23 protein-coding genes and 4 pseudogenes are annotated in these 24,965 nt (G+C 39.2%); 7 read left to right on the plus strand and 20 right to left on the minus strand.

Features of this window, described 5'->3' with window-relative positions; all coding sequences use genetic code 11:
* Positions 1-25: 25 nt before the first annotated feature.
* Positions 26-214: pseudogene (locus ACQKNS_RS02815) on the minus strand (MFS transporter); the annotation flags it as partial.
* Between the two features lie 221 nt (positions 215-435).
* Between ACQKNS_RS02815 and ACQKNS_RS02820 the strand changes: the two are divergent.
* Both ACQKNS_RS02820 and ACQKNS_RS02825 read left to right on the plus strand, forming a co-directional pair.
* Positions 436-727 (plus strand): annotated as a pseudogene (locus ACQKNS_RS02820) (winged helix-turn-helix transcriptional regulator).
* Positions 728-1,202: 475 nt separating this feature from the next.
* Positions 1,203-1,666 (plus strand): annotated as a pseudogene (locus ACQKNS_RS02825) (IS6 family transposase); the annotation flags it as partial.
* Positions 1,667-1,761: 95 nt separating this feature from the next.
* On the opposite strand, the gene ACQKNS_RS02830 reads toward ACQKNS_RS02825, so the two are convergent.
* Positions 1,762-2,691, minus strand: a complete 930-nt coding sequence (locus ACQKNS_RS02830; RefSeq protein ID WP_427641090.1) for a DMT family transporter — start codon at positions 2,689-2,691, stop codon at positions 1,762-1,764.
* A 112-nt stretch (positions 2,692-2,803) separates the two neighbouring features.
* Between ACQKNS_RS02830 and ACQKNS_RS02835 the strand changes: the two genes are divergently transcribed.
* Entirely contained in the window at positions 2,804-4,231 is a 1,428-nt protein-coding gene (locus ACQKNS_RS02835) for a PLP-dependent aminotransferase family protein (RefSeq protein WP_427641091.1), read from the plus strand.
* 349 nt (positions 4,232-4,580) lie between these two features.
* Here ACQKNS_RS02835 and ACQKNS_RS02840 read toward each other — a convergent pair whose 3' ends face one another.
* The 3 genes from ACQKNS_RS02840 to ACQKNS_RS02850 all read right to left on the minus strand — a co-directional run bounded on the left by ACQKNS_RS02840 (position 4,581) and on the right by ACQKNS_RS02850 (position 7,083).
* The gene (locus tag ACQKNS_RS02840) at positions 4,581-5,861 is read right to left on the minus strand and encodes an MFS transporter (RefSeq protein WP_427641092.1); all 1,281 of its coding nucleotides are present in this window, start codon (positions 5,859-5,861) and stop codon (positions 4,581-4,583) included.
* A gap of 561 nt (positions 5,862-6,422) precedes the next feature.
* Entirely contained in the window at positions 6,423-6,569 is a 147-nt protein-coding gene (gene sinI, locus ACQKNS_RS02845) for a DNA-binding anti-repressor SinI (RefSeq protein WP_427641093.1), read from the minus strand.
* Between the two features lie 211 nt (positions 6,570-6,780).
* Positions 6,781-7,083, minus strand: coding sequence for an ArsR/SmtB family transcription factor (locus ACQKNS_RS02850; RefSeq protein ID WP_427641094.1), 303 nt, complete (start codon positions 7,081-7,083; stop codon positions 6,781-6,783).
* A gap of 340 nt (positions 7,084-7,423) precedes the next feature.
* Between ACQKNS_RS02850 and ACQKNS_RS02855 the strand changes: the two genes are divergently transcribed.
* On the plus strand, positions 7,424-7,786 hold the full coding sequence (locus ACQKNS_RS02855; RefSeq protein WP_427641095.1) for a hypothetical protein: 363 nt from the start codon (positions 7,424-7,426) through the stop codon (positions 7,784-7,786).
* A gap of 331 nt (positions 7,787-8,117) precedes the next feature.
* On the opposite strand, the gene ACQKNS_RS02860 is transcribed toward ACQKNS_RS02855, so the two are convergent.
* The 7 genes from ACQKNS_RS02860 to ACQKNS_RS02890 all read right to left on the minus strand — a co-directional run bounded on the left by ACQKNS_RS02860 (position 8,118) and on the right by ACQKNS_RS02890 (position 15,184).
* Positions 8,118-8,912 (minus strand): XdhC family protein, encoded by a 795-nt coding sequence (locus ACQKNS_RS02860; protein ID WP_427641096.1) that lies wholly within the window; start codon positions 8,910-8,912, stop codon positions 8,118-8,120.
* Between the two features lie 26 nt (positions 8,913-8,938).
* Positions 8,939-9,805: an FAD binding domain-containing protein gene (locus tag ACQKNS_RS02865; protein WP_427641097.1), complete on the minus strand. Its 867-nt coding sequence runs from the start codon at positions 9,803-9,805 to the stop codon at positions 8,939-8,941.
* Positions 9,790-10,266, minus strand: coding sequence for a (2Fe-2S)-binding protein (locus tag ACQKNS_RS02870; protein ID WP_427641098.1), 477 nt, complete (start codon positions 10,264-10,266; stop codon positions 9,790-9,792). The genes ACQKNS_RS02865 and ACQKNS_RS02870 overlap by 16 nt, the downstream gene beginning before the upstream one ends.
* On the minus strand, positions 10,263-12,422 hold the full coding sequence (locus ACQKNS_RS02875; RefSeq protein ID WP_427641099.1) for a xanthine dehydrogenase family protein molybdopterin-binding subunit: 2,160 nt from the start codon (positions 12,420-12,422) through the stop codon (positions 10,263-10,265). The genes ACQKNS_RS02870 and ACQKNS_RS02875 overlap by 4 nt, the downstream gene beginning before the upstream one ends.
* Before the next feature lie 135 nt (positions 12,423-12,557).
* Complete coding sequence (locus ACQKNS_RS02880; RefSeq protein WP_427641100.1) at positions 12,558-13,157, minus strand: nucleotidyltransferase family protein; 600 nt, start codon at positions 13,155-13,157, stop codon at positions 12,558-12,560.
* A 407-nt stretch (positions 13,158-13,564) separates the two neighbouring features.
* A complete protein-coding gene (locus ACQKNS_RS02885) occupies positions 13,565-13,687 on the minus strand; it encodes a hypothetical protein (protein WP_427641101.1) in 123 nt (40 codons plus the stop codon).
* A 210-nt stretch (positions 13,688-13,897) separates the two neighbouring features.
* Entirely contained in the window at positions 13,898-15,184 is a 1,287-nt protein-coding gene (locus tag ACQKNS_RS02890) for a M14 family zinc carboxypeptidase (protein WP_427641102.1), read from the minus strand.
* 135 nt (positions 15,185-15,319) lie between these two features.
* Between ACQKNS_RS02890 and ACQKNS_RS02895 the strand changes: the two genes are divergently transcribed.
* A complete protein-coding gene (locus ACQKNS_RS02895) occupies positions 15,320-15,490 on the plus strand; it encodes a hypothetical protein (RefSeq protein WP_427641103.1) in 171 nt (56 codons plus the stop codon).
* A gap of 106 nt (positions 15,491-15,596) precedes the next feature.
* Here ACQKNS_RS02895 and ACQKNS_RS02900 read toward each other — a convergent pair whose 3' ends face one another.
* On the minus strand, positions 15,597-15,773 hold the full coding sequence (locus ACQKNS_RS02900) for a hypothetical protein (RefSeq protein WP_427641104.1): 177 nt from the start codon (positions 15,771-15,773) through the stop codon (positions 15,597-15,599).
* Between the two features lie 581 nt (positions 15,774-16,354).
* Here ACQKNS_RS02900 and ftsZ point away from each other — a divergent pair.
* Positions 16,355-17,368 (plus strand): cell division protein FtsZ, encoded by a 1,014-nt coding sequence (gene ftsZ, locus ACQKNS_RS02905; RefSeq protein ID WP_427641105.1) that lies wholly within the window; start codon positions 16,355-16,357, stop codon positions 17,366-17,368.
* A gap of 249 nt (positions 17,369-17,617) precedes the next feature.
* Here ftsZ and ACQKNS_RS02910 read toward each other — a convergent pair whose 3' ends face one another.
* The 7 genes and pseudogenes from ACQKNS_RS02910 to ACQKNS_RS02940 form a co-directional block, all read right to left on the minus strand.
* On the minus strand, positions 17,618-18,760 hold the full coding sequence (locus ACQKNS_RS02910) for a M20 peptidase aminoacylase family protein (RefSeq protein WP_427641106.1): 1,143 nt from the start codon (positions 18,758-18,760) through the stop codon (positions 17,618-17,620).
* 19 nt (positions 18,761-18,779) lie between these two features.
* Complete coding sequence (locus ACQKNS_RS02915) at positions 18,780-20,195, minus strand: YfcC family protein (RefSeq protein ID WP_427641107.1); 1,416 nt, start codon at positions 20,193-20,195, stop codon at positions 18,780-18,782.
* Between the two features lie 29 nt (positions 20,196-20,224).
* A complete protein-coding gene (locus tag ACQKNS_RS02920) occupies positions 20,225-21,331 on the minus strand; it encodes a mandelate racemase/muconate lactonizing enzyme family protein (RefSeq protein ID WP_427641108.1) in 1,107 nt (368 codons plus the stop codon).
* Positions 21,332-21,415: 84 nt separating this feature from the next.
* On the minus strand, positions 21,416-22,732 hold the full coding sequence (locus ACQKNS_RS02925) for a MarR family transcriptional regulator (protein WP_427641109.1): 1,317 nt from the start codon (positions 22,730-22,732) through the stop codon (positions 21,416-21,418).
* Positions 22,733-22,915: 183 nt separating this feature from the next.
* Positions 22,916-23,818, minus strand: a complete 903-nt coding sequence (locus ACQKNS_RS02930; protein WP_427641110.1) for an aldo/keto reductase — start codon at positions 23,816-23,818, stop codon at positions 22,916-22,918.
* A 160-nt stretch (positions 23,819-23,978) separates the two neighbouring features.
* Entirely contained in the window at positions 23,979-24,347 is a 369-nt protein-coding gene (locus tag ACQKNS_RS02935) for a PTS lactose/cellobiose transporter subunit IIA (RefSeq protein WP_427642114.1), read from the minus strand.
* A 6-nt stretch (positions 24,348-24,353) separates the two neighbouring features.
* Positions 24,354-24,543, minus strand: a pseudogene (locus ACQKNS_RS02940) (hypothetical protein).
* Between the two features lie 114 nt (positions 24,544-24,657).
* Here ACQKNS_RS02940 and ACQKNS_RS02945 point away from each other — a divergent pair.
* Positions 24,658-24,933 (plus strand): ribbon-helix-helix domain-containing protein, encoded by a 276-nt coding sequence (locus ACQKNS_RS02945; RefSeq protein ID WP_427641111.1) that lies wholly within the window; start codon positions 24,658-24,660, stop codon positions 24,931-24,933.
* The last annotated feature ends 32 nt before the right edge of the window (positions 24,934-24,965 follow it).

Genomic DNA, 24,965 nt, shown 5'->3' on the forward strand with positions numbered 1-24,965 from the left:
TACTCCAACTTGTAAGGATTACAGCTCAAAGAACCATAACTGCGCCTATCCAAGCAGTATGGATAAGTCCAATGGAATCAGTGATCACACCTCCAAGGTATGAACCTAGTGTAATTCCGGCGTTGAAAACTGCGATATTGATTGCGGATGCTACATCAACTGCTTCTGGAACAAAGCGTTCCGCTAATATTACGACATATACTTGAAGACCAGGTGCCCATGTACTTTTTTATTTTTCATGGTCCTTCCTCCTTTCTAGTGATGGTGAAATTTTTCTAGGGCATCAACTGCAAAAAATTTGGTAGAAAATGTCCTCAAGATGTATTATAAGGAGTGCGTTTTATAAAAGTAAGTACGCACTTTAAAGTTATATAAGCACCCAAAAGTGATATAGGTACTTTTTAGTGCTTATAAATATTGAGTAGGATGATAAGTATGTCCACTAAAAAGTATAATATTTCGGTTGAAGCTACACCTTGAGGTTATAGGTAGGAAATGGAAGTGTGCAATCCTTTGCCACTTAACACATGGTAAGAAACTTATGCCTGCCATCACACAGAAAATGTTAACTCAACAAATCCGTGAATTAGAACAAGATGGAATTATTAACCGGATTATTTATAATGAAATTCCCCCAAAAGTGGAATATGAGCTTAGCGAATATGGCAGGAGTTTGAAAAGTATTTTGGATTCTTTATGTGCTTGGGGAGAAAATCATCTGTCTTAGAGGACAACATCTTAAACAAAAAGATTGATTTTTTGCCATCATAACGTAACATAGTCCAGCAATAATCGCAAAACCATCGGGCACGATTGTGTAATAAGACAAATCAAAAAATCCGATTCCTCAAATATTTAGGGAATCGGATTTTTTTGTTTGAAAATCTTCTTTGTATACAAAATCCCGGCATACCCTTTTATGCGTCATTTTCGTTGATAAAAAAACGACAAAACAAATGAAAAGTTTCAATTCCCCCTCCAAATAACCATTCGAAATGTCTAGAAGTTAGTATAGAATTAAATTACAGAAGTTAATTAACTTTTAGACAAGTGAAAAGAGGTTATACATAATGGCTATTATTAGGATACGGACGTGTAAGTACCATTGATCAATCATTAAATCTATAGGAAGAGAAGTTTAAAGAATATGGCTGGTGAGAAGATATTCATGAAGAAACAAAGTAGAGAGTACGGCGTCATCTCAAACAAACGACTCATGGAGAGTCGATGAAACCTATATAAAAGTAAAAGGACAATGGATGTACTTATATCGTGCCATTGATTAAAACAAGAGATCATAAGGCTGCAAAGCACTTTTTCAAAAAAGCTTTGCGGTCTTTTCATGATTCAAAGCCCCGTGTGATTACTAGACAAGAACCCAGCCTATCCTATAGCGATTGAAGAGTTGAAAAAAGAGAAAAAGATGCCCGCAGGCATCCAAATAAGGCAGATAAAATATCTTAATAACATTGTGGAACAAGATTATCGTTTTATTAAAAAGAGAGTTCGTTCTATGTTAGGATTGAAATCTTTTTGTACAGCCAAATCTATTCTTTCGGGAATAGAAGCGATGCATATCATTAAAAAAGGATAACTTACTTTGCAGGACAAGTCCATCCAAAATCAAGTGAAGTTCATTCATCAACTATTTATAATGGATGCATAAGAGCTGATTCCATAGGAATCTATATACCTCTTTCCAATGGATGTAATCTTTGCACCAGAACCAGTTAAATTGCTTTATTGTCATGTATCAAGATCTTATCGTTGATTGCTTACTTTACCCAGTTTGTTTGGCTTTTTGTCCACTAACTGTTTCAAGTTATCCACATTGACCAGAACGATTCCGATGATAATCGTGATTCCCCCTGCCAACGACAGTAATGTAAGAGGCTCATGATATAAAAGAACTCCCAAACTAAGGGCAATCAGGGGAGAAATATAGAGCCAAGTGGATGGAAAAACAGGATTCGTTTTGGCTACAAGCCAATAGAATAGAGTATGTCCCATCATGGAACCGACGATAATTAAATATAGAAGCGAAGTGAGAGCCTTTGGGTTTAACATCGATTCAATGTGCACTTTCTCCGTGAACAACGATAAAACAAGCAGCATCCCTCCACCATACACCATCTGAGCTGCATTCAAAGTGATGGGGGAGGTATTTTGAAATCGTAGTATTACACGGCGGGAATAGACAGCACCGGCAGAATAAAAGACTTGGCCTAATAAGATAGCAATGCAGCCGATCATCCAAAACTTATTAAATGTGATAGTAAAACTAGGTAAAAGTAGTAAGATCACACCGGCAAATCCAACGAGGCAACCTGCCCAGGATGTAACAGAGAGCTTTTGGCGAGAAATGCCGGCCTGAAGCAGCAGAATCATGAGTGGAGCTGTTGCTGATAAGACCGCTGCAATTCCGGAACTCAAATACTGTTCTGCCCAATACAATGGCGCAAAAACCCCGAAGGTTAATGCGATTCCTGTAAGAAACATCTCCTTACAGAGCAGAAGCGATAAACTCGCCTTTCTTTTCCAAACCATCAATAAAAACAGAATCATACCTGCAAGCATAAAACGAATTCCGGCTGAGAAAAAGGGCGATGCCCCCGAATCAATCCCTACTTTGATAGCTAAAAAAGTCGTCCCGAAAATCAAGCACATCAAGATATAATTGAATAATACCATTTCTAATTCCTCCTTTTCTTCATCATAAGTGGGAAGGAATAGAACAGATCACATAAAATAGAACAGATTTAGGATAAGTCGTATATAATAATGGGAAAGGGGTGAGGACGGTATGAAAAGAGAGATTCTCTCAAACATTCATTCAGATAAGCTGTTTGAACAAATTTATGACTATCTTCTGGAGAGGATCAGTCGCGGAGAGTGGAAGGCACATGAGAAGCTTCCTTCTGTTCGCACGCTCGCTATGGAATTCAATGTGCATCGGCTAACTGTCTTTAAAGCGTATCAATTGCTGAAACAGAACCAAAAAGTGTATGTAAAGGATAAATCCGGATATTATGTTCAACCCAGCAGCATTCTGTCAGTGGATTCACAGCATGATCCGATTATTTCAGCCTACGTACACGAAAGCCATCTTTCCGAAATTCATCAGGTCCAAGCTACCTATCAATTTTCCAAAGCACTGCTCGATCCTAATCTTTTGCCAAATCTTTATTTTTCGGAATACGTTAAGAAAGTGTTTGATCTGTATCCAAAAGTGCTAGGGACATATTCTACCACTCAGGGGGATCATGAACTGAGGGAAGCTCTGTGCCGATATTTCACAAATCAGTATGATTTCTACCTTTCTATGGATGAATTGTTGATCACATCCGGTTCGCAAGAAGCCATTGATTTGATAGCCAGAGTCTTGATAAAGCCGAGAGATGTAGTATTGCTGGAGAGGCCCACCTACAGCCCTGCCATTGATGTTTTCAAAAGACAAGGCGCTAAAATCATCCCAATCGAAATTCACCAGTACGGCTATGATTTGGATCAGGTAGAAATAATCATGCAAAAATATAGACCGCGCCTTTTTTATCTTAACCCTACCTTTCACAATCCAACAGGATACACCGTTCCGGCTGAACAACGGAAGAGATTGGTAGATATTGCCCAGAAATACCAGTGTCTATTGATAGAGGATGACCCCTGCCGTGATATTTACTTTGGGGAAGAACCCCCTCTTCCGCTTTTTTCCTATGACACGGCAGGATATGTCATCTATATTCGTAGCTTTAGTAAATACGTAGCTCCCGGTCTGAGTATTGCCTGTGTGGCTTGTCATCCATCCTTGGTGAAATTTTTCTTAAGCGCGAAATCATTATCAGACAGCGGAGCGCCATTGCTGAATCAAAAGATCTTTTTGCATTATTTCTTTTCCGAACGGATGCAGCAACATTTGGAAAAGCTGCGGATTGCCTTGGCAATTCGCAAGGAAATAATGGAAGAAGAGTTGTCTGTCACCGACTGGAAATGGTCCAGCCCGACAGGAGGCTTTAATTTATGGATTATGCTACCTGAGTCGATCCCAATGGAAAGTCTTCTTAGCAAGTGCATGGAGCAATCCATTACTTTTGTCCCCGGTTCCATCTGTGATCCACTCAGGGAGTTAAGATCATGGATACGAATGAGCTATTCCTATCTGAATGAACACCAATTGCGGGAAGGTTTAAAACGACTTGTCAGCCTATCCCGTTTGTGTTCAGATGGTAACTAGCGGAAATGGCTTATTGACAGTAGCACAGCAATAAACTTACATTACTGTTGTATAAAAAATTTGTCAGCTGAGAAAAAAATTACTCCTTCTTAGCTTTAGATACAAGGATAATTATTTTATAGAAAGAAAAAAAGCCTGATTATAATACAGTTCAGGCTTTTAAAAATGGACTTTTTCAAGCGGTACAAGATTCAATAAAACGAGTTAAAGTTCCTTTAGATCATACTGTCTATTTCTTTTTGTACTAGGCCCTCTTCATCAATTGGGTGCAGTTCAACGCAAAAGAACCAATTTTCTAGATTGGATTGCCTAGCTTAAGCACCCGTTGCACAAAACATTATTCGCATGGTTAATTCGTTAAAGAATCATCTTTCATGATTGTCTGAGATGTTTGCTTTTTGATTACAATTACAAATAAACTTCCAAATAGACAAAATACTCCTGCCAAGAAAAAAGCCCAAGTGTAAGAACCAAATATTTTGTAAATTAATCCACCACCGAATGCTGCGACTGCTGCACCAGCCTGATGCGAAGCAGAAATCCATCCATATACTATACCACTCTTTTCAATTCCGAAGACTTGCCTTGAGATGCCAACAGTCGGTGGCACTGTTGCAATCCAATCCAATCCGTAAAATACAGAAAAAATAATGAGTAAAGTGAAGGAGCCTTTAGATAACGCAATTGGAAGTAAAACCAGTGATACTCCTCTTAAGCCGTAATACCAAAATAATAACCATCTATTATCAAATCGGTCTGATAACCAACCTGAAAGAGTGGTTCCTACCAAATCAAAAACTCCCATAAATGATAGTAGCGATGCGGCTGTAACCAAAGGTACGCCATAACTCATACAATAAGAAACAAAGTGAGTACCAATTAATCCACTTGTTGAAAGACCGCAGATAAAGAAACTACCTGCTAACAACCAAAATTCTTTCACTTTTACCGCCTCAAATAAACCATTGAATGCAATAATAATAGGATTTTTCTTCTGTTCTTTAATATTATCTTCTATTTCTTTTTCAAGACCATAAGGAAGAATACCAATTTCTTTTGGAGAATTTTTCATTAAAAATAAAATGAGTACTAGCATGATCACACTAAGTATCATAATTAAAGCAATTGCCCAACGCCACGAATATCTTTCTATTATATTTGCTAAGACGGGAAGTAGTATTAACTGACCAGTTGCTGTGCTTGCTGTTAATATGCCTAACACAAGCCCCCTTCTTTTTTCAAACCATCGGTTCGCTACATAGGGACTTAGCACGGTTAGGAATAACCCTGAACCTATCCCTATAATAATGCCCCAGATGATTATGAGTTGCCACGAATGCTGAATAGTTAGGGTAAGCAAAGTTCCTGTCAACAATGTTACCATAGATAAAAGCATCATCTTCTTTAAACCAAATACTTCAATCAGTGCAGCCATAAAAGGACCTGATATACCATATAAGAATAAACCCACAGCAAAAGCTAGTGAAATAATTGAACGGTCCCAGCCAAATTCATTTTCGAAAGGTTCTATGAAGACCCCTGAAGATGACCTTACAATTCCAGCCACAATAATCGAGAAAAAAGTAATAATTAAAATAATCCAACTATAATGAATACGATTTCGAATCAAAATCTCACCCACAATCCTAGTTAATGAAGTATCCTTATCCCTAGCTTTCCAATAATCAGGATACAGCACGGTATAAAAGTAACAACGCCATTACCACATTAAACTGACTTCTATATCTTGTTAAGAACATTTGAAACAAGGAGCCAAACACGCTCCAACAAACAGTACCAGCAAAACCGACAAAAGCAAGAAATAACGAATATAATATTAAACTAAAATTAGAATTATTAAATGGTGTGAGAAAGGTTGAAATAGCTGTTAACCCATTATTACTTTGGGATGTATTTTTTGATATGCAAAGTGTTAATTTGAAACCTAATCCAATGAAGGGAAGAAAGTTTTTCTCACAAAATAATTTCTACAAAATAATCATTTTATACATATAGAAAACACACTAATTTGCAAAACAATTCGTTTTCTTGCACGTTTAACAGCTGTCCCTGCTCCTGAATATTCGCCTTCGGTGTTCTCGTGAATAAATAGCATATCGATGTCTTCCCATTTCACATCCACCAACCATTTTTCGCAGATAGAAAAGTTACCTTTCTTTGGCTGAGCAGATTATTTAGCCACACAATCGATACTTTTATCGCTATTCGACTTTTCTTGCAGAAACTTTTTGAATTGTTCTTTTGTAACATCCGATTTCATTGCCAATGTTACTAATTCCAGCCATTCGGCAGGAAGATTTTCATCAAAATCCTTCATATCATCATCTCTTTCTTTTTATTTTCAGTTAGTGATCTCCCTTTAACAGTTTCACAGGCCGAATATTAATATACTGTCAAGCCTTTACGTAATTTTCACAACCAATCCCACAGTGAAACATGATCAGGAACTCCAGAAATAAATAGCATAGATCTATATATCTAAAAATATAGATATATAGATGCAAAAAATAAAAAAGCCCCCCCTTTCTCTAAAGTTCCTTTTGAATGTATTCAGCAAATTGCTGAATCGTTTCTTCATTACGTCGGTAATACGTCCACTTTTCTACGCGTGTTGATTGAAGCAGCTTTGCCTTTTGTAAGGTATGCAGATAGCTGGAAATAACGGATTGTGCTAGACCTGCTTTTTCCTGGATATCTTTCACACATACGCCAAGTTTCATATTACCAACATGATACTGTTGACCAAAGTATTTCTCAGGATGTTTTAGCCAAAGTAAAATGTTACAACGAGTTTCGTTAGATAGGGCTTTAAAAATTAATAAATGGTTCATAGTTGCTATTGTATCTATTTTTATAGAAATGTAAATATGAAAAATGAATTTTTTATATTGGGCCACTTAAAAACTTGATGATGTGTTCAAAAAATTTTCTATTATTAAATCGATAACGAGTTGTATAAAACAAACCAGTCCACGTTGTGATAATACCAAATATAGTAGCAAATTTAAAAAATCCGGTACGCGGAAGTGGGTTAAAGGGAAAGCAGTAGTACTGCCACCCCATCAGAAATATAGCCTAATCCTTTCCGTTATAGCAATCGCTGAGATAATTGTTTAAGAACTCAGCAGCAAGCGTTTAGCATTTTTCAATTAGCCAAAGCCGGATTCAGCAATGAATCCGGCTTTGGCTACCTCTACTAAACAGCAATCACACGCAGGAACAAAGCTCGTTTTGAAAAGACTAGGTTTTGATGTGACAGAAGTTACGCCAGTCGAAGTGGCTAAAAATACCCTTTACGGTTTTGATATTTTTGTCTATAGTGGAACGGAAAGTCTCATTTCTACCAACCTATCTGAAGCTAATAAAGAATTTGGATTACAGAACGACGGGCAACTTAATGCGTTTAAAGACAATGTGACAAGCTTCTTAAATGAAGGAGGCAAATATATAGCTGTAGGTGCTGGTGCATCTAGAGCAACTAAGACAATTGGTCTTACAGACGACATCATTAATGTAGGAGGTTCCAAACAGTAATGGTATCGTAAAAGTCGATTATGAGGGAACCGGTTTAACAGCAGGATATGGAGAGGATGATATCGGCTTTGTCTATCGTCCAACATGGTTCACGGGTACGTATAATGATGAAGTCGTCGCGACCCTTGCAGATTCAGATAATTTCTTCGTTGCTAGTCACTGGAAAAATAACATAACCGCCAAGGGCCAAGCCGTAATCGTTAAAGAACAGAATAAAGATGTAACTCTTATTGGATTAGAAGCAGGTTTCCGTGACCACCCGGATTATTTGTTCCGTCTTCTATCAAATGCAATTTTTGTTTAATCTGCCTCAGGTGTTCTACCTTTCTACTTATCTATTTAATTGTTTCACTTTTTCAGGCTTTTTTTCCTTGCTTACTTTGATGATTTGCCCGATAATACTGATGGCAATTTCTTCTGATGTTTCCGAACCAATTTCCAATCCGATTGGAGAATGGACCTGCTCCAACTGTTCTTGCGTGACCCCTTCACTTTTTAACTTTTCAAATATGCTTATGACCTTGCGTTTACTGGCGACCATCCCAACATATGCAATCGGAAATTGCAGTGCCGTTTTTAATACAATATCATCACAATCTTTTGTTACAATTACCACATATGACTTTTCATTTAGATTGGCTGCGAGCAAAGCCTTTCCAATATCCTCGTTCACAAATAGGTTTGCCGCATTAGGAAAGCGTTCCTTCGTACAATAATCAACGCGATCATCGACAATGCAATAAGGATATTCGAGGAAATCAGCGAGCTTAGCCAACGCATAGCCTAAATGACCGGCCCCAGCCAGAATGAGTTCTGGCCTGCTTGTATAGACTTCAATAAAGACCCGTAACGTGCCGCCACAATTCATCTGAATTCCGTCTTTTGCCTGTTTATTCAATTTATATTCAACGATTTTCGATTGGCCATTTTGGATCGCCTTTACACTGTCTTCGATCACATAGTGTTCAGCCAAGCCCCCTCCGACAGTCCCTTCTATGGTACCATCCCGGTAGACAATCATTTTTCCAACATGCCTGGGAGTAGAGCCCTTTGATTCAATAATCATGGCTAAAGCAAAGGTTTCGTTTTGACGCGTCAGCATGGACACTTTTTCCATCAGCAGCATGAAAAGCTCCCCCCTATTTTTAATCATTAATTCGGTTGATATTGCTTCATGCTAAGAAAATAACGTAAAAGATGTAGTGCAACGGTTTTTCTGTAAGCCGCAGTGGAGCGTTGATCGTCGATTGGTCTAATGATCTTATCGAAGGCTGCCACAATCGCAGCGATGTCTGCATCGGCTAATGGAATCGTTTTTCCAACCAGCTCCTTCTCAATATCAATGGAACGAACCATCGTAGGTCCGACTGCCCCGAAGGCAAATCGAATGTCATCGATTCGATCTTTGCTTATCCGGATGAAACCTGCAAACGAAACTTTGGCAATGGCATCTGCGTTGCGGTTGCCGACTTTCTCAAAAACGACATGTGAATCTTCTAATACGAACGGCAGAATAATCTCCGTTACTATTTCATTGTGAAAGCGTTGAACCCGTCGTGGACCTTGAATAAAATCGCTAATCGGAACCATGCGATCACCATTTACGGAGCGCAGCAGAAGCTTTGCATTGTATACATATAATAAAGGAAGCATGTCACCGGCTGGAGAGGCGTTGCAAATATTACCGCCTAATGTTCCCCGGTTTCTAATTGCCGGGGCAGCAATTGTTTTAATTGCATTCTTTAAAGCAAAAGGAATCAACGGATTTTCAAGTAATTCACTATAGGTACAGCAAGCCCCGATGTGGAGATCCTTATGATGTTGATACACCTGCTTTAATTCGGAAAGATGATCAATAAAAACAATCGGTTTAGGGATTTTCGGAGGTACACCCCTTCTACTTTTGTGAAGAACCATAACATCGGTGCCTCCGGCTATGATTGTACAATCTTCTCTATTCAATTGGCTCAACGTTTCGTCTAAACGCCCGAAGCGATACGCCGTTATTTTCTCTTCCATAAGCCATCACCTTTTTTAGCCGCTAGGTTAATTGCCTCAACAATCATATTGTAGCCCGTACATCGGCACAGATTTCCGGAGATTCCTTCACGAATTTCAGCCTCTGAAGGATGGGGATTTTTAGATAACAAAGCTTCACTTGCCATAATCATCCCCGGAATGCAATAGCCGCATTGCACTCCCCCGGCGATGGAATAGCTCTCATCTAAAATTTTAAATTGTTCCGTTTCAATGATGCCTTCGATCGTTTGAATATCGGCACCAGCAATCGAGCCAATTGGAATAAGGCAGCTGTTTTGCAGAAGGTTATTCACAAAAACACTGCAGGCCCCGCACTCCCCTTCACCACAGCCTTCCTTTGTTCCCATTAACTCAAACTCATCTCTTAATAAATCTAGTAATCTTGCTGTAGCAGGGGCGTCAGTTTCTACCGTTCTTCCATTTAGTGTAAATTTAATCAACCCTCTTCACCTTCTTTCATCCAAAAACTTTCAATAATGACTTCTGGTGTAATCGGAATTTGCTGAAAAGAAGTTTGCAGGGCATCCTCGATCGCAGCTTGGACTGCTGGAGCGCCTCCGATTAAAGTCAATTCACCTGCGCCCTTCGCCCCGTATGGACCGTCAGCATAGGGGTTATCAAAGACCTTGCTTTCAATTGAAACAACATCCATTGAAGTCGGCGGTCCATAATCCGATATGCTTTTTTGTTGGATTCTACCTTGCTTTGACGTCATCTTTTCCAGATAACCATATGCTAGCCCTTGAGCTAAACCACCGTCAATTTGACCTTTCATAATCCGTTCATCGATGACCTTTCCAACTTCATAATTGCCGTATACTTTTTCTAGCTTTATATTTCCTGTTAACGTATCAACTTCTACTTCAACGATATTAACGCCCCAAGAATAAGCCGGGTAGGCATCTCCAGTGAAGGTTTTCTCGTCCCAGGGAATCATTTCACGGTGAACATAGTGCTCAACCACTTCCTGTTCCACCCCTGTTTGCCACTGATCCTTCAGTTTTTTTGCGGCCCGTTCAAGTAATTTTCCGACAATCATCGTCGTCCTGGAAGCTACGGTCGGACCCGAGTCGGGAACCTCTTTTGTGTCGGGATAAGGGTACAAAATATCTTCGAACGGGAGGTTAAGTTCTTTGGCGACAATTTTACACAACGTCGTCAAAATACCTTGTCCCATATCAGAGTTTGAGATTTTTAGTGATACCTTGTCGTCCTTTGATTTAACCAGTTTCACCGTTGCTTTAATATGATCTCTTTCGCCACTGCCTGTAAATCCACACCCGTGGAGGAACAGAGAAGTTCCCAAGCCTTTTTTATAGCGCTGATTTTGTTGATTTAAGCGCTGAAAGTCTTCTTTTTTCTTTTTGTATTCTGACGCGTTGAGTATGTCCTCAATCATTTCTTCCACTAATATCGGGTCGCGGAATTTACCTTTGGTGATGGTGGGGTCTCCTTGCTTGACGAGGTATTTTCGTTTATATTCAAGCGGGTCGATTTTTGCCAGTTTACTAAGATGTCCAATATGACTTTCGATTCCGGCAAAGCTTTGTGGAGCACCAAAGCCTCTGAAGGCGCCGTTCGGAACAGTATTAGTTTTTAAGACATAGCCTTTTGCATGGAAATGAGGAATTTTATAAACACCGGCACCGTTTAGTAATGCGCGCTGCAGCACGACAGAGCTCAATCCCACATTTGCCCCTCCATCGAGAAAAATGTCAACACACATGCTCATAATATTTCCTTCCTTATCAAGGGCCGTTCGATATTTTAGTTTGGCCGGGTGTCTTTTCGTCGTAACCAGCATGTCCTCAGAACGGTCAAACACGAGCATTACCGATTTCTTGACTGCTCTTGCAGCAACGGCTACGTGACAAGCCATCATCGAAGGATAATCTTCTTTGCCGCCAAAACCTCCGCCGGTAGGACTTTGAACAACTCTAACTTCATCGTCACCACAGGCTAACGCGCTTAGCAATGCATTTTTTATATAATAAAGACATTGCATCGATCCCTGGACGACAATTTCATCATCCTTATATACGGCGAGCATTCCTTGCGGCTCAAGGTAGACATGCTCCTGATAACCCGTATCATATTCTTCTTCGATGATTTGATGGGCTCCCTGCTCGATAGCTGAAATGTTCTGTAAGCTTTCCCCAAATTCATAGCTTGCCAAAACTAAGGATTCTGATTTTTGCTTGATCGCTTCGTCCAATGTATAGACAGCCTGATGTTCTTCAAATTCAATCTCCACTTCATTTAACAAACTGTACAGGATATCCAGGTCTTTGCCCGTGAGCATGAGAATCGGCTCACCAATATAATTGACCCACTCATTGGCAAAAATGGGCTGATCTTCTTTGATAATTTTGACATAATTCGGTCCGGGGATATGCTCTGCTCCAACAGCTTCATACCCTAGCGGAAGGATAGGTAATTGAATGGATATGATTTTCCCATAAGCAATTGGCGATCGATACAAAACACCATAAACCATATTTTCCAATTTCACGTCACTTATATAGGGCAACTGGCCCGATACTTTACCTTTATGGTCCTTTTTGGGCACTGAGGTGCTTATGTCTTTGAGATTCATTGCAACAACACCCTTCGTCTCATTTTTTTAAAGGGACATATTCCGAATAGAAACCTCTTCCTATGATTTTATCAATGAGAAAGATCTTTTATGATTCATTTCTATTCAAGCTTTTAGTAGTTTTTAATTATATTTTTACTTAGATAAATTTAAAGCTTTATTATAATCAATGGCATTTTGGTAATCTTCCGGTGTATCAATATCCATTAATACTCCCGCATCATCTACATTCATGTATTGCTTTTCGTAATCACCCATGACCACACGCAAATTACTTTCTGGATTGGTTTTGAGAATTTTCTGTTTCACTTCGCTTGATAATTTAATGGGATGGCCGCCTTTATAGTCAAAGCTGGGTATAACCACGTTTCCTTTGTGTTTTGCTAGTAGCTGAACAGTCTCTTTTTTAACAAGCGGACAATCTCCGGGTGTTATAAAGAAGGTTGGGGCATGTACTTCGTTGCAGCCCTTTTGAATGGAATGAAACATTCCCTTGTTAAAGTTTTCATTATAAACAAACTTGATCTGAAATGAATAGGCATTTTTACTGATGATTTTGGCAATTTCCTCTTGGATGATTTCCGCTTGAAACCCAGCTACGACGATGACCCTGCTGCATAATCCATCAAATTTAGAGATCGTTTTCTCCAACACGCTCGTTTGCCCCATCGGCAAAGTCATTTTAAATGCATTCGCTCGGCTGGAATATCCAGCAGCTAGGACGATTGCTTCCATGTTTGTCACCTTCTACCTATCATTTTTCTTAATTCTCACAATATAAGCACAAGCGGAATAATGATTTGCTGTATGGAAATTGATTGTTTATGCTTTGAATTTTAATTAAAGAATCTGGATAGTGTTTTGTTCTTTATATGCGTAAAAGCAGCATTATATTACTTATGGTACGCTTCAGCGTAACGCATCTAAATGAGGTTAAATAATTTTTAATGGAGGTTTACAATGAATATTTTCGTAATTATGAAACGCACCTTTGGTACGAAAAGAAATAATGTTTTTTAATGACGGTCCAAACGATGTCAGTGGTGCGGAACACATTTAATCCATATGATGAAAATAATAGATTTAGATGACCTTGAATTAGAGAAGAAGAGGTTCATGCAAAAACCAATAAGTAGTATTTTTCATGCCGCCTCAAAAACAAGCAGGAAAAGTTTTAAAATGAAAGTGAAAGCAATATCCTTATTTTGGCGGGTGATCTCGTCGGACATGGAATCGGCATTAATCTTCTCCACTTTTTGCGTCATATACATATCCAGGGCGTGACAGGCACCGGCTAAATACCCACAATTAATAGAATTTTAGATGTAACAAAAATTTAATGAGCCCTGTATCCCCCAAATCTCTAGAGCCCTACAATCTATATAAACATCAAAAAGGAGAGTTAATCACTATGGATAACTCTCCTTTTACGTTACATCCTTTAAAAATCAATCGCTTCACAGCAACCGATAAAATTAATGTTTATTCCCAGGGCTTACACCTAGGGCAGTGTTTGGGATCGCATCATAGACAGCAGGATCGGCGTTTTCAAGGGAACCGTCTGCTAATCCGTTAAGAACCGCTATGACTGGAACCTTTGCTGTTTCTTTAAGCATTCCGTTTTGCTTCTGACCGAGCGTTTGTGTTTGTCCTTTTATTTCAATTAACATCGTGGCTGTGCCATTTAACTGGATGGCCCCAAGCCCAGAGCCTGGGTAGTTCACGATCGGATATTTTTGAATCGCGCCGAAAGAAGAGTTTCCAAGCTGCAACGACTCATAAGCGACGGCATTGACTTTTTTGCTCAAGGTAAGGACATTCTCGTCTAACACATAGTTCTTCCCGCTGAACGGATCCACATAAGGCTTGGTTGTAAATTGAGCAAGCAGCTGGATGGAAACTGAACGGCTGTCCTCTTCTGACAAGCGGTTAAAGCCTCGGTGATGAATGTCAATGGCAACATCCGGACTTAGTTCTTGGGTCAATTCTGTAAGCGCACGTGTTTCCGGTGAAAAGACAAGTGATGCGTTTGCTCCATTATTTGTGGCATTATTGTTTAACACTTCTGCCACTTTCTGTGGATCCTTTTTAATCTCTTCCTTTATGTCAAAATCATAATTCGGATGGAAATCACGATTTAAGTCGAAACCAGGGATTCCGTAAACCACGCTTCCATCATTGTTTTGAGCTCTCTCGCTACCTTCTGCATTGTAATACCAAGGTGCTTTTGTATCAGCCGGAAGGCCTAATTCTTTTGGATTCCATGTTTGATGGGAATACCTGGTTGGAAATGGTTTTCCCTCGTATTGGTTCGCTGTTCCATCAGGATTTAAACGTGGCACAAACCAGACACTCACCTCATCCAAAATATCATTTACTTCTTTACTGCCCGATGAGAGATGCTGCATTAACTCAACGATTGCTTCTGTGCCGAGTGGCTCATTTCCATGAATTTGAGTATAAACAAGGACCCTCTTCTTCTTTGGATCATTGTCACCATATTTCGCTACATATAGTGGGTACCCATCGTTGGATGTTCCAAATTGCTCAAGAACCATCTTCCCTTTCGCGGCCTTTTCGATCTGCTTTAATTTGCTTTCCAATTGCTCATTTGACATCAGACCTGATAAGGAAAGGTTCTGTCCATCCTGTAACCAAGGACCATTTGGAGTGGTGACAGGCTCAGCAAAAGCTGTGGTTCCTACAAGAGTGGAAGCCAAAATCCCACTAGTGAGAATGTACTTTAATGCTTTTTTCTTCAATCTTTTCTCCCCCTTATATCTATATAACAAGACAAATATTAGCATATTCTGACTATTTTCGAAATGATATATTTAAAAATTTTGAAAATTCACTCAAAAAGACGATTCTTGGCGTAGCGTATAAGGCGGATACGAATGGATTCAGCGCTGCGTTTAGAAGCTACCTTATCTAGCTTTATTGATGAACTCAGAAGGCTCATCGAAGACAAATTCGATATTGAAATTTTTTTTAAACGAGTCAGAACTTGCGATTGGGATAATTCATCTTATATAGAGAAATATCCTAAAAATTGTGTAGGGAGTTGATGCATACCAAGAAAAAACTAAGAGTATATAAGGAAAATGGCGAATAATGAGAGCAAAAATTCGATACCTTTTGGCAGTAGTACTTACTTTTTTTTATCGTTTATGTTTAAGGACAAATGCTATGTTCTACTGCATCATCCCAACTAGGAAAGTAACACAATGCGTTTTTGATTAACTCAGGATTTGACTTCTTTACCTCTTTCTTCAGTGGTGGCTTCCCTTCTTTTTCTACTAATTCAGAAATTTGATTCACGGCTTCTTCAACACTCATATTCACTTCCATGCTTCCCCTCCTTTTCGTTCTTGGTTATATATTTTCCCAATTTTTGCACATACAACTTTAAAACCCAGCTACCTTCACATGAGAAGATTAGCTGGGTTTCTTAATTATTTACATCTACTTATTTATAGAACTATTTGGATCCGGCTAGTATAAAAGCTACTTCTCATTGTTCACAATCGGGCCCGATTGCCAATAATATATGTTGATAAATAAGTATCAGTTTTAAACTCATTTAAGTACACTTTTAATTATTTTTGTATAAGAGCCATCTTCATGAATACGTATTTGTTTATAATAATGTATATATATTGATTTAAAAGTGGAATTACCTTAGAATTAAAACAAAGATTACCTTTTTAGGATATCGAACCCACCCACCTTTAGCAAAGAATGGAAGGGTTCAATGAAAGGCATTGTCGTTAGAAGTCTCCTTTACGGGGCTGCTAACGACAATGCCTTTTTCTTTAACTAAATCTAAATATAAGAAAGACAAAACATTTCTAATAAAATGAATGAGTGTTTCCGCTATTTATTTGAATAATTTGAAACAAGGTAATTTCAAAGACTAGGAGGTCCTATAAATGGAGTTTGATACAAGTGTAAACTCATCAGTCAACATTAAAGTAATGGGTATTGGCGGCGGAGGAAATAACGCCGTTAACCGTATGATCGAACATGGAGTTAAAGGTGTAGAATTTATAGCTGTTAATACAGATGCACAAGCTCTTAATTTATCAAAAGCAGAGAACAAGATACAAATCGGTGCAACATTGACAAAAGGTTTAGGATCAGGGGCAAATCCAGAGGTAGGCAAACAAGCAGTTCAAGAAAGCAAAGAGCAGATCCAAGAAGCATTAAAAGGTACAGACATGGTACTCATTACAGCCGGAATGGGTGGCGGTATAGGAACGGGTGCTGCCCCTGCCATTGCTCAAATTGCCCGTGAGCTTGACATACTAACCATTGGCGTTGTAACACTTCCGTTTGCGTTTGAGGGCAATAAGCGTGCAACACAAGCAGCAGGCGGAATCGCCTTAATGAAGAAAGCAGCGGACACATTAATTGTTATTCCAAACGATCGCTTATTGGAGATTTTACATAAAAATACACCCATGCTTGAAGCATTTCTTGAAGCGGATAATGTTATTCGCCAAAGTATCCAAGGTATATCGGATTTAATTGCTGTACCAGGCTTAATCAACATTGATTTTGCAGACGTGAAAACAATCATGTCCAATAAAGGGTCTGCCTTAATAGGCATTGGCAGAGCAACAGGTAAACATCGCGCTATGGAAGCTGCAAAGAAAGCCATTTCCAGTCCGTTACTTAACACTTCCATCGACGGAGCCCAAGGTGTGCTAATGAAACTCACAGGCGCCAATATAAGTCTATATGAAGTACAAGAGGCAGCAAATATTGTTACTTCTGCGGCAGACTCAGAGTTAAATATGATTTTCGGTTCTGTTATTAATGAAAACTTAAAAGATGAAATTATAGTAATTGTCATTGCTACTGGCTTGAATGATCAGGAGGTTCCAACATTAAAAATGTCTGCCCGCGGTTCAATAACAGAGATGGAAAAACGACTGTCATAAGGATTCTGATGCAAATTTTACCGTTTAGTATTTGACCGAACTGGAAGTGTAATACCATTGTAATTAACTAAAAACCTTGATAAACGAACTAAAAGAAAGAGCGTGTTTTGAAAAATAGTTTGATCAAAACACGCTCTTCTTATATTAAGTTGAATCATCTTAAGCTTTAATAACAAAAATAAGTCTAATTCCTCGCACTTTAATCATTTTCGGAGAACTTAGCGGGCTAGAAATTTATTGGTGACTTTTTTACTTGTTATCTCTAGAAAAAGTTTCAATGACTGCCCTTGTTAGTATTTCAATACCCGTGAAAATGGCATCATGATTGAACGCCATATTGGGATGGTGTAAACCTGGCTCTAAATCGCAGCCCACCCCCAGCATCGTTGCCTTGATTGCCGGCCTTTCTTTTGTATAGAAATGAAAATCCTCACCTCCAGGAGTGATGATGGGCCTCACTACCCCTTTGGCCCCTAAGGTTTTTTCAATCGCCTTCTCCATAAATCGTTCTGCTTCTTGATCAATGGATGCGGCATATACCCTTTCTTTATGCTGAAAGCTAATTTGGCATTGATGGAAGACGGACATTTTTTTCAGAACATCCTCCACCTTTTCAATCAATTCATCCATCGCTTCATTCGACTGGGCGCGTAAGTCAAGACTGAACTTGGAGGACCCAGGTATAATATTCGCATTTTCCCCTCCAGCAGAAACCTGTGTCATTTTGACTGAATATGATATTTGCGGGTTTAGCCGTATTCCTTTAAGCTGGTCAACAATGGACGTGATCACTTCAATGGCATTTAAAGTCAATTGAGGTCTGGCACCATGTCCGTCAAATCCGTGAATTTCACCATACACTGTATCGGCTGACCCGTGAATGATGCCTGATGAGGCTTGTCCAAGTTTCATTTCCTGAATGGGGCGCAAATGAAGACCATATAGAAAATCAACATCTTCCAATACCTGTTTTTCAATCATCTTTAAAGCACCTTCACCAACTTCTTCGGCAGGCTGAAAGATAAATTTTAATGTACCTGGCAGATTGATCTTCATTTTTTTTAATACCAGCAAGACGCCCAATACAATCGTCATATGAGCATCATGCCCACAGGAGTGGTTGGCACGTATTGTCCCATCCACCTCCTGAAAGAGAGCATCCATATCGGCACGCAATCCGACCGTTAATTTTTTATGCTCTTTTTCTGGATACCAATTCCCCACAACCCCAGGCATATCAACAAAACTGGTCACCTCAATATCATTTTGATGGAGGATTTTTGAAATATAAGACGTAGTCTGATATTCTTTCCAGCTCACTTCAGGATTCTCATGAAGATGGTTGAAAATTTCTAGTATTTGAGGTTTAATTTCATTCAATAATTCCTTCATCAAACCACTCCTTATTCTCTCAGGAGATCCCGAGGGCCACTGCAGCCATTAATGCAATGCAAGCAATTAAAGCCCACCCGAGAATTAATTTCCAAATGAATTTCACCCATCTCTCATAGGGAATCCCTGCGATGGCCAAATATCCCATTAATGCTGAAGACGTAGGAATGATGGAATTCGTAACCGAATCCCCATATTGGAAGGCAAGAACGGCAAGTTGCCTTTCCAAGCCCAAAATATCCGTAATGGGAACCATGATTGGCATTGTTGCCGCAGCCTGCCCGCTACCCGAAGAGATGAATAAATTCAGGATTGATTGGGTGAAGAACATGCCTACGACATTCAATGCCTGCGGTAGGTGGCCGATCCCGGACGCCGCCATGAAGACCAAAGAATCTATGATTTTCCCTTCTTCCAACACTACTGTTATTGCTCTTGCAAAGCCGACGATCAAGGCGCCAAATGTTACTGCTTTGGCCCCATCGATAAATGAATCGAAAATTCTCCCAAGCTTTAATCCGCCTACAATACCGCTTACAATACCCATAATCAAAAATGAAGCGGTAAGCTCGGTTAAAAACCAACCCCATTTAAACACACCATAAATGTTAAAAGCCAGGCCGAAGATCATCGCGATGAAGACTAGCTTGTGACGCCCCGTCAATTCAGGAAATTCGGCTAGACCAACCGTTCTTTTTTCTTTTTGTTCAATATCATAGATTACACTATTTTCAGGATTCCTCTTTACTTTATTCGCATAACGGCTAACATACCAAATGGCAAATGCAAGTACAAAAATATAAACTACAAAGCGAAAACCGATTCCTGAGAATAAAGGTACTTCAGCAAGTGATTGCGCCACCCCTACCGTAAAGGGATTGAGCATGCCCCCAAAAAATCCGCTGGCTGCACCAAGTGTAATCATGGCCGTTCCAGTAACTGCGTCAAAGCCCATGGCCCTGGCTATAGCGATACCAATCGGTACAAAGATGATGGTCTCTTCTGCCATCCCCATGCTAAAACCGCCTATCGAAAAAATCAGCATACTCAATGGAATCAAAAGCTTTTCCCGGCCCTCAAGTGATCGGACCCCTTTGTAGACTCCCGCTTCAATGGCCCCGGTCGTGCGTATTATCCCAAATACACCACTTACTAGAAAGATATAAAAAATGATTTGGGCTCCTTTTTCCAATCCCAATGGAATGGAGGTGAAAAGGTCAAAGAAGCTCACAGGGTCTTGTTCAATAGAATGATAGCTTCCGTCAACTACAAGCATTCTTCCTGATTCATCTTCAACCCTGTCGAATTCGCCGGCCGGAATAACATATGAAGCAAGTCCTGCCAAGATTATTATGATAAAGATAAGCGTGTATGTATGAGGTACTTTCAACCTTGCTTTTTTCTTTACCGTCACACTATTTTTTTCCGTTTCCATCCGTTCACCCCATCCTTTACGGCTTATGTTTAAACCAGCTCTTTTTTTATCGTTAATTGCTCAAGAACTTCCTCGTTAATTACGATTCCAAGCCCAGGTTCTTTTGTAAGATGGACATATGGAATTTCATAATCTAGATTCCCAATATCAAGACTGAATAGAAGCGGGCCCGTCAATTCAGTACTGGTAATATTCTTTCGTGAAATGGCCGTATGGTATCCGGCTGCAGACCCGATGGATGATTCCACCATCGAACCGATTTGGCAGCTGATTCCTGCAACCTCTGCTGTCTTTGCCAATTGAATAGCCTGATAGATTCCGCCGCATTTCATTAGTTTAATATTGATTTTATCCACTGCATTCTTTTTGATGATTTCGAGTAGATGGGTTCCGTTATGGATGCTTTCATCTGCCATAAGTGGAATGGTCGTTTTTCCCTTCAGTTCAGCAAGACCGTCTATATCCCCCATTCTAATCGGCTGTTCCAACCATGAAAGGTTTAATGGTTCCAGAGCTTTCACTGCTGGAAGTGCGTTGGCAAATGTCCCCCACCCTTGATTTGCATCGACCCGAATTGGAATCTTCTTCCCGACCTTTTGTCGGACAGCAGCAATCCGTTCTATATCTGACTCAATATCCCAGCCAACTTTAAGTTTTAAAGAACTATATCCTTTATTGAGAGCTTCCTGTGCTTTTTCAGCCATAATCCCCGGTTCGTCTATACTCAATACCTTAGCGAAAGAAAGGGATTCATGGAATTTTCCGCCCAATAAATCATAAATCGGTAATTTCGCGCTTTTCCCCATCAAGTCATGGCAAGCTATATCAATGGCCGCTTTTGCTGAGGGGTTTCCAATGATGGCGGAATTCATGATATCGTGAATCTTTTCTAAATTAAATGGGTTTTCCTGCTTTATAGCAGGTAAAAGGACATGCTTTAGTACTTCAAATGTCGCAAAAAACGTTTCCCCGGTTACATGTTCATCAGGCACCGCCTCACCATACCCCACCAGTCCGTTATCCGCTATTAATTTTACGATAATGGATGGCATATGCTTGTATGTTTCATAGGAAATGACAAATGGCTCTTTTAATGGCAAATGAACAGCATGAATTTCAATTCGTTCAATAAACAATACTACCTCCCCTTCCGTTGTCGCTATATGTCGTTAATAAAAATAATATATACTAATCACCTTTTTCTGTAAAGTCTGAAAATTTTAATTTTCAGTAAGTTTCTTGAATTTTTCCTCAGGTACATATAAATTCCGGGGTCTTCCTTGCCCATAAGGATGTTCCTCTCCAACTTTGCTTAGACAGTCTCCTTCAGTAAGTCTTTTAACGAATCTTTCTGCCGATCGTCTGGTACAACTCATGTATTCCTCCAGCTCTGCTGCAGAAAAAGCCCGAAATTGGTTTATCGAAATAAACTGATGAATCATTTTTATATTTTTTGCACTCATTTTTAGTTCACTGGCTAATTTTTGTATGCCTTCATCTTCATTTTTCAATTCCACTTGGTGGTTCCCTTCGAATAATGGCCCCTTGAGTTTTTGATCTTCATCCACCAAGCAAACTACCGTTTTATTCCTAAGAAATTTATTGGTGAAAAATAGTGCCTGAGCCGAATGTTTTTCCGCCTCTTGAATCGTATATCCATATCCAATACCAATTTGGAAGAGGGATTGAAATTCTTGTTCCATTTGTCCGATAATTTCATCATATATACCTGATTCAAACGCCTGCAATGCACCGCGTGTAGTATAAATCAAATTTGGATTACAGTATTCAAGTGAAACACGAGCCTGTAATCTCTTGCTCAATTTCTGTAAAAAATTTAATAATCGTTCACTTTCATTAGCGTTTTGTTGATAATCTTGAATGGAAATGACAGCAATCTGGGATTCTTCCGTTTTCTTTAATTTTAATATGGAAATAGCTCTTGTAATGCTGTCTACTAAGGTATGTTTGGGCTGGACCATAAATCTGGAAGGAATGGACAGTCTTTGAAGCTCCTGATATACAGCGTGTATGCTCGTTAATGCGATATATGTTTTTCCTTCTTTATGCAGGTTTCTGTGGAATTGAACGAATTCGGCTATATTTAGTGTCTGGGTACTTTCTTCCCTCTTGTATATCCAAGGATAATCTTTCACACAAAGAAATTCTTCTGCAATTTCCGATTCCTCCAATACATTCATTAACCTTTTTCTGTCCGGTAAATCTATTGAGATTTCATTTATAGTAACCTGTTCCCGATGAGAAATCGATAACAACGAAAGCGCAACTGTCAATTCATCAAATGGGACAAAAATAGCTTCTATTAAATTCCTTTTAACCTTTTCGTATCCATAATAAAAAGGTATGGAACCTGAAAACAGTACTAGATCGGTTTGTTTTCCCGCATTTTCTATTAATAGACTGCTTTCTTCCGGCATATCATATTGAAAGGAAATGAATTGTACCTCAGGAAACATGGGAAAGTGGATTGATATGGATTCCAAAAAATACTTTGAGCCTATAACCCCGATTTTCATGTTGTTTCACCTCGAAAATGAAATAGTATTTTTATTATACGGCAGAATCTTATTAGTACTATAAAAATCATGGTTTAAAAAGTGAAATTCCATCTCGTCCTTGTTTATTATTCATTAATGGGGACCTCTTCACGGAGGTCCCCATTAATGAAGGCATGGTTTCTTGTTTAACGGTACCGTTCATTACGGGATATCATGTCCCATCGAGCTGGTTAAAATATTGAACCATTGCTCTTTCTCCATGCTTAGGTTTAGTGAATCGATGGCGCTGTCCAGTCGTTCTTTCTTACCGGATCCAACGATGGGAATGATTTTTGCAGGATGTCTCAATAGCCATGCATACATCACTTCATCTATTCCATTAGCACCGACTTCTTCTTTTACGATTTCTAACGTTTTTCTTAATCGGGCAGCCTTTTCATTCGATTCCTCAAAGATGCTTCCTCCTGCAAGAGGTGACCAAGCCATGGGAGCCACGCCCGCTTGTTGACATAGATTAACGGTTCCGTCCTCGAAGTTTTCAAGATTATATGCGGAAAGTTCCAGTTGATTCGTCACTAGGGGATATTCAAGGTAAGATTGAAGCATATCCCATTGCGGTTTTTTGAAGTTCGATACGCCAAAGTTACGGACCTTTCCTGATTCCTTTAATTGACTAAACGCCTCAGCTGTTTCCGCCGGGTCCATCAGGGGATCCGGGCGATGGATAAGCAATAAATCAATATAATCCGTTTTAAGATTCATAAGAGATTGTTCAACAGACTTTATTATATGGGTTTTACTAGTGTCATAATGGTGACTTTTATGAGAAGGACGGTTTTCGGATTTAAGAACTATGCCACATTTCGTAACGATTTCCATTTTATCGCGTAAAGATGGCTTTAATGAAAGTGCTTTCCCAAAAATCTCCTCACACGTATAGCTGCCATATATATCGGCATGATCATATGTAGTGATGCCCCGATCCGTACCATGTTCAATAAGAGATAGGATTTCATCTGTAGAAAATCTCCAATCTGCCAGCCTCCACATACCGTGTACAATGCGTGAAAGACTAAAATCTTCTGTTAGATTGACTCTTTGCATGTTTTTCTCCCCTTTTATACCTTGATTAATCTTGCTAATCATTTGTTTGTTCTGCTATCCATCATGTTTATCCTTCGTTACTTTATGTCAGCATCATTGGCCAGTGCCCTGAACATTAGTATAATTTAAAATTCCGGAGAATCCTAATCTTGGGTGACCCTTAAATGCCATAGCTTAGGTTCATGAATGCATCGCCATCTTTTTCGTGCAATTTCACGATTTCCATCGCTAAATCTTTTGTTGTCATCGAAGTCATCAGGTGATCTTGAGCATGAATCAGGAACATTGGAATTTCGAATTTCTCACCGTTCACTTCTTGTTGAATCAATGCGGTTTGGATTTCATGTGCAGCAACAAACTCATGTTCCGCTTCCATTAATTTTTCCTGGGTATCACTTGATTTACCTTGTTTTGACAAGAAGATGGCTTCCATTGCAAAGCTGCGGGCATTCCCGCTATGAAGAATTAATTGTAATGAAAATTCAGATAGATCCTCATTCGTTTTCGCCTTATTAACACCCCTTTTGATAGTATATTATTTTAAAGTTAATTGGAGGGCCGTACGCAATACTTCCTTGCCATTACATGATCCATAATGCATTGGAATAATGTATCTACCAGTACTCCTTTTTCATTCCCTATTTTCTTTATATCATTAAGTAAATAACGAACTTGAGGTCCTAAAAGTATTTCGCCACCTCATTTATGTGGTTTCTTACTTCCATTGTGGCAAACGCCTGTATCCCCTCCTCTACAATTCTGTACAATCCTACATACATATCCCTACACATATTTGTTTAACTTCAAATAAAGGTGTATGATAGATAAAAAGATTGTAGGTGGAACAACTTATTAATTCTGAAACGAGAAAACCAATAAACATTACCCTCAATCCATATTTGATAAATAGACTTACTAATCTGGCTGAAGAAAGAAATATCCCCATCGAAAGACTGATGGATAAAGCTGTAGACTTGTTGCTTGAATACATGGAAGATAATGAGACCGTTGATCAGGTGAAATACAGTAATAACGAAGCGATTGAAAAGAATAAAGAAATGATTGCAAAAAGTAGAGAATACATTAATAAAAAAAAGCACTTAACCCCTAGGTAAAGTGCTTTTTTCATATTGTAGGCACCTCGCTT

It is taken from the genome of Peribacillus sp. NPDC094092, assembly GCF_050279365.1.
Taxonomy (GTDB): domain Bacteria; phylum Bacillota; class Bacilli; order Bacillales; family DSM-1321; genus Peribacillus.

What these genes read in the sequence shown, in the direction of transcription:
- ACQKNS_RS02885 (WP_427641101.1), bottom strand. Translation starts at nt 13,687, where the DNA reads ATGACGCAAAAAGTGGAGAAGATTAATGCCGATTCCATGTCCGACGAG.
- ACQKNS_RS02850 (WP_427641094.1), bottom strand. Translation starts at nt 7,083, where the DNA reads ATGAACCATTTATTAATTTTTAAAGCCCTATCTAACGAAACTCGTTGT.
- ACQKNS_RS02835 (WP_427641091.1), top strand. Translation starts at nt 2,804, where the DNA reads ATGAAAAGAGAGATTCTCTCAAACATTCATTCAGATAAGCTGTTTGAA.
- ftsZ (WP_427641105.1), top strand. Translation starts at nt 16,355, where the DNA reads ATGGAGTTTGATACAAGTGTAAACTCATCAGTCAACATTAAAGTAATG.
- ACQKNS_RS02925 (WP_427641109.1), bottom strand. Translation starts at nt 22,732, where the DNA reads ATGAAAATCGGGGTTATAGGCTCAAAGTATTTTTTGGAATCCATATCA.
- ACQKNS_RS02910 (WP_427641106.1), bottom strand. Translation starts at nt 18,760, where the DNA reads ATGAAGGAATTATTGAATGAAATTAAACCTCAAATACTAGAAATTTTC.
- sinI (WP_427641093.1), bottom strand. Translation starts at nt 6,569, where the DNA reads ATGAAGGATTTTGATGAAAATCTTCCTGCCGAATGGCTGGAATTAGTA.
- ACQKNS_RS02875 (WP_427641099.1), bottom strand. Translation starts at nt 12,422, where the DNA reads ATGAATCTCAAAGACATAAGCACCTCAGTGCCCAAAAAGGACCATAAA.
- ACQKNS_RS02895 (WP_427641103.1), top strand. Translation starts at nt 15,320, where the DNA reads ATGGATTCAGCGCTGCGTTTAGAAGCTACCTTATCTAGCTTTATTGAT.
- ACQKNS_RS02865 (WP_427641097.1), bottom strand. Translation starts at nt 9,805, where the DNA reads ATGGAAGAGAAAATAACGGCGTATCGCTTCGGGCGTTTAGACGAAACG.
- ACQKNS_RS02930 (WP_427641110.1), bottom strand. Translation starts at nt 23,818, where the DNA reads ATGCAAAGAGTCAATCTAACAGAAGATTTTAGTCTTTCACGCATTGTA.
- ACQKNS_RS02860 (WP_427641096.1), bottom strand. Translation starts at nt 8,912, where the DNA reads ATGCTGCTGATGGAAAAAGTGTCCATGCTGACGCGTCAAAACGAAACC.
- ACQKNS_RS02900 (WP_427641104.1), bottom strand. Translation starts at nt 15,773, where the DNA reads ATGGAAGTGAATATGAGTGTTGAAGAAGCCGTGAATCAAATTTCTGAA.
- ACQKNS_RS02855 (WP_427641095.1), top strand. Translation starts at nt 7,424, where the DNA reads ATGAATCCGGCTTTGGCTACCTCTACTAAACAGCAATCACACGCAGGA.
- ACQKNS_RS02915 (WP_427641107.1), bottom strand. Translation starts at nt 20,195, where the DNA reads ATGGAAACGGAAAAAAATAGTGTGACGGTAAAGAAAAAAGCAAGGTTG.
- ACQKNS_RS02830 (WP_427641090.1), bottom strand. Translation starts at nt 2,691, where the DNA reads ATGGTATTATTCAATTATATCTTGATGTGCTTGATTTTCGGGACGACT.
- ACQKNS_RS02880 (WP_427641100.1), bottom strand. Translation starts at nt 13,157, where the DNA reads ATGGAAGCAATCGTCCTAGCTGCTGGATATTCCAGCCGAGCGAATGCA.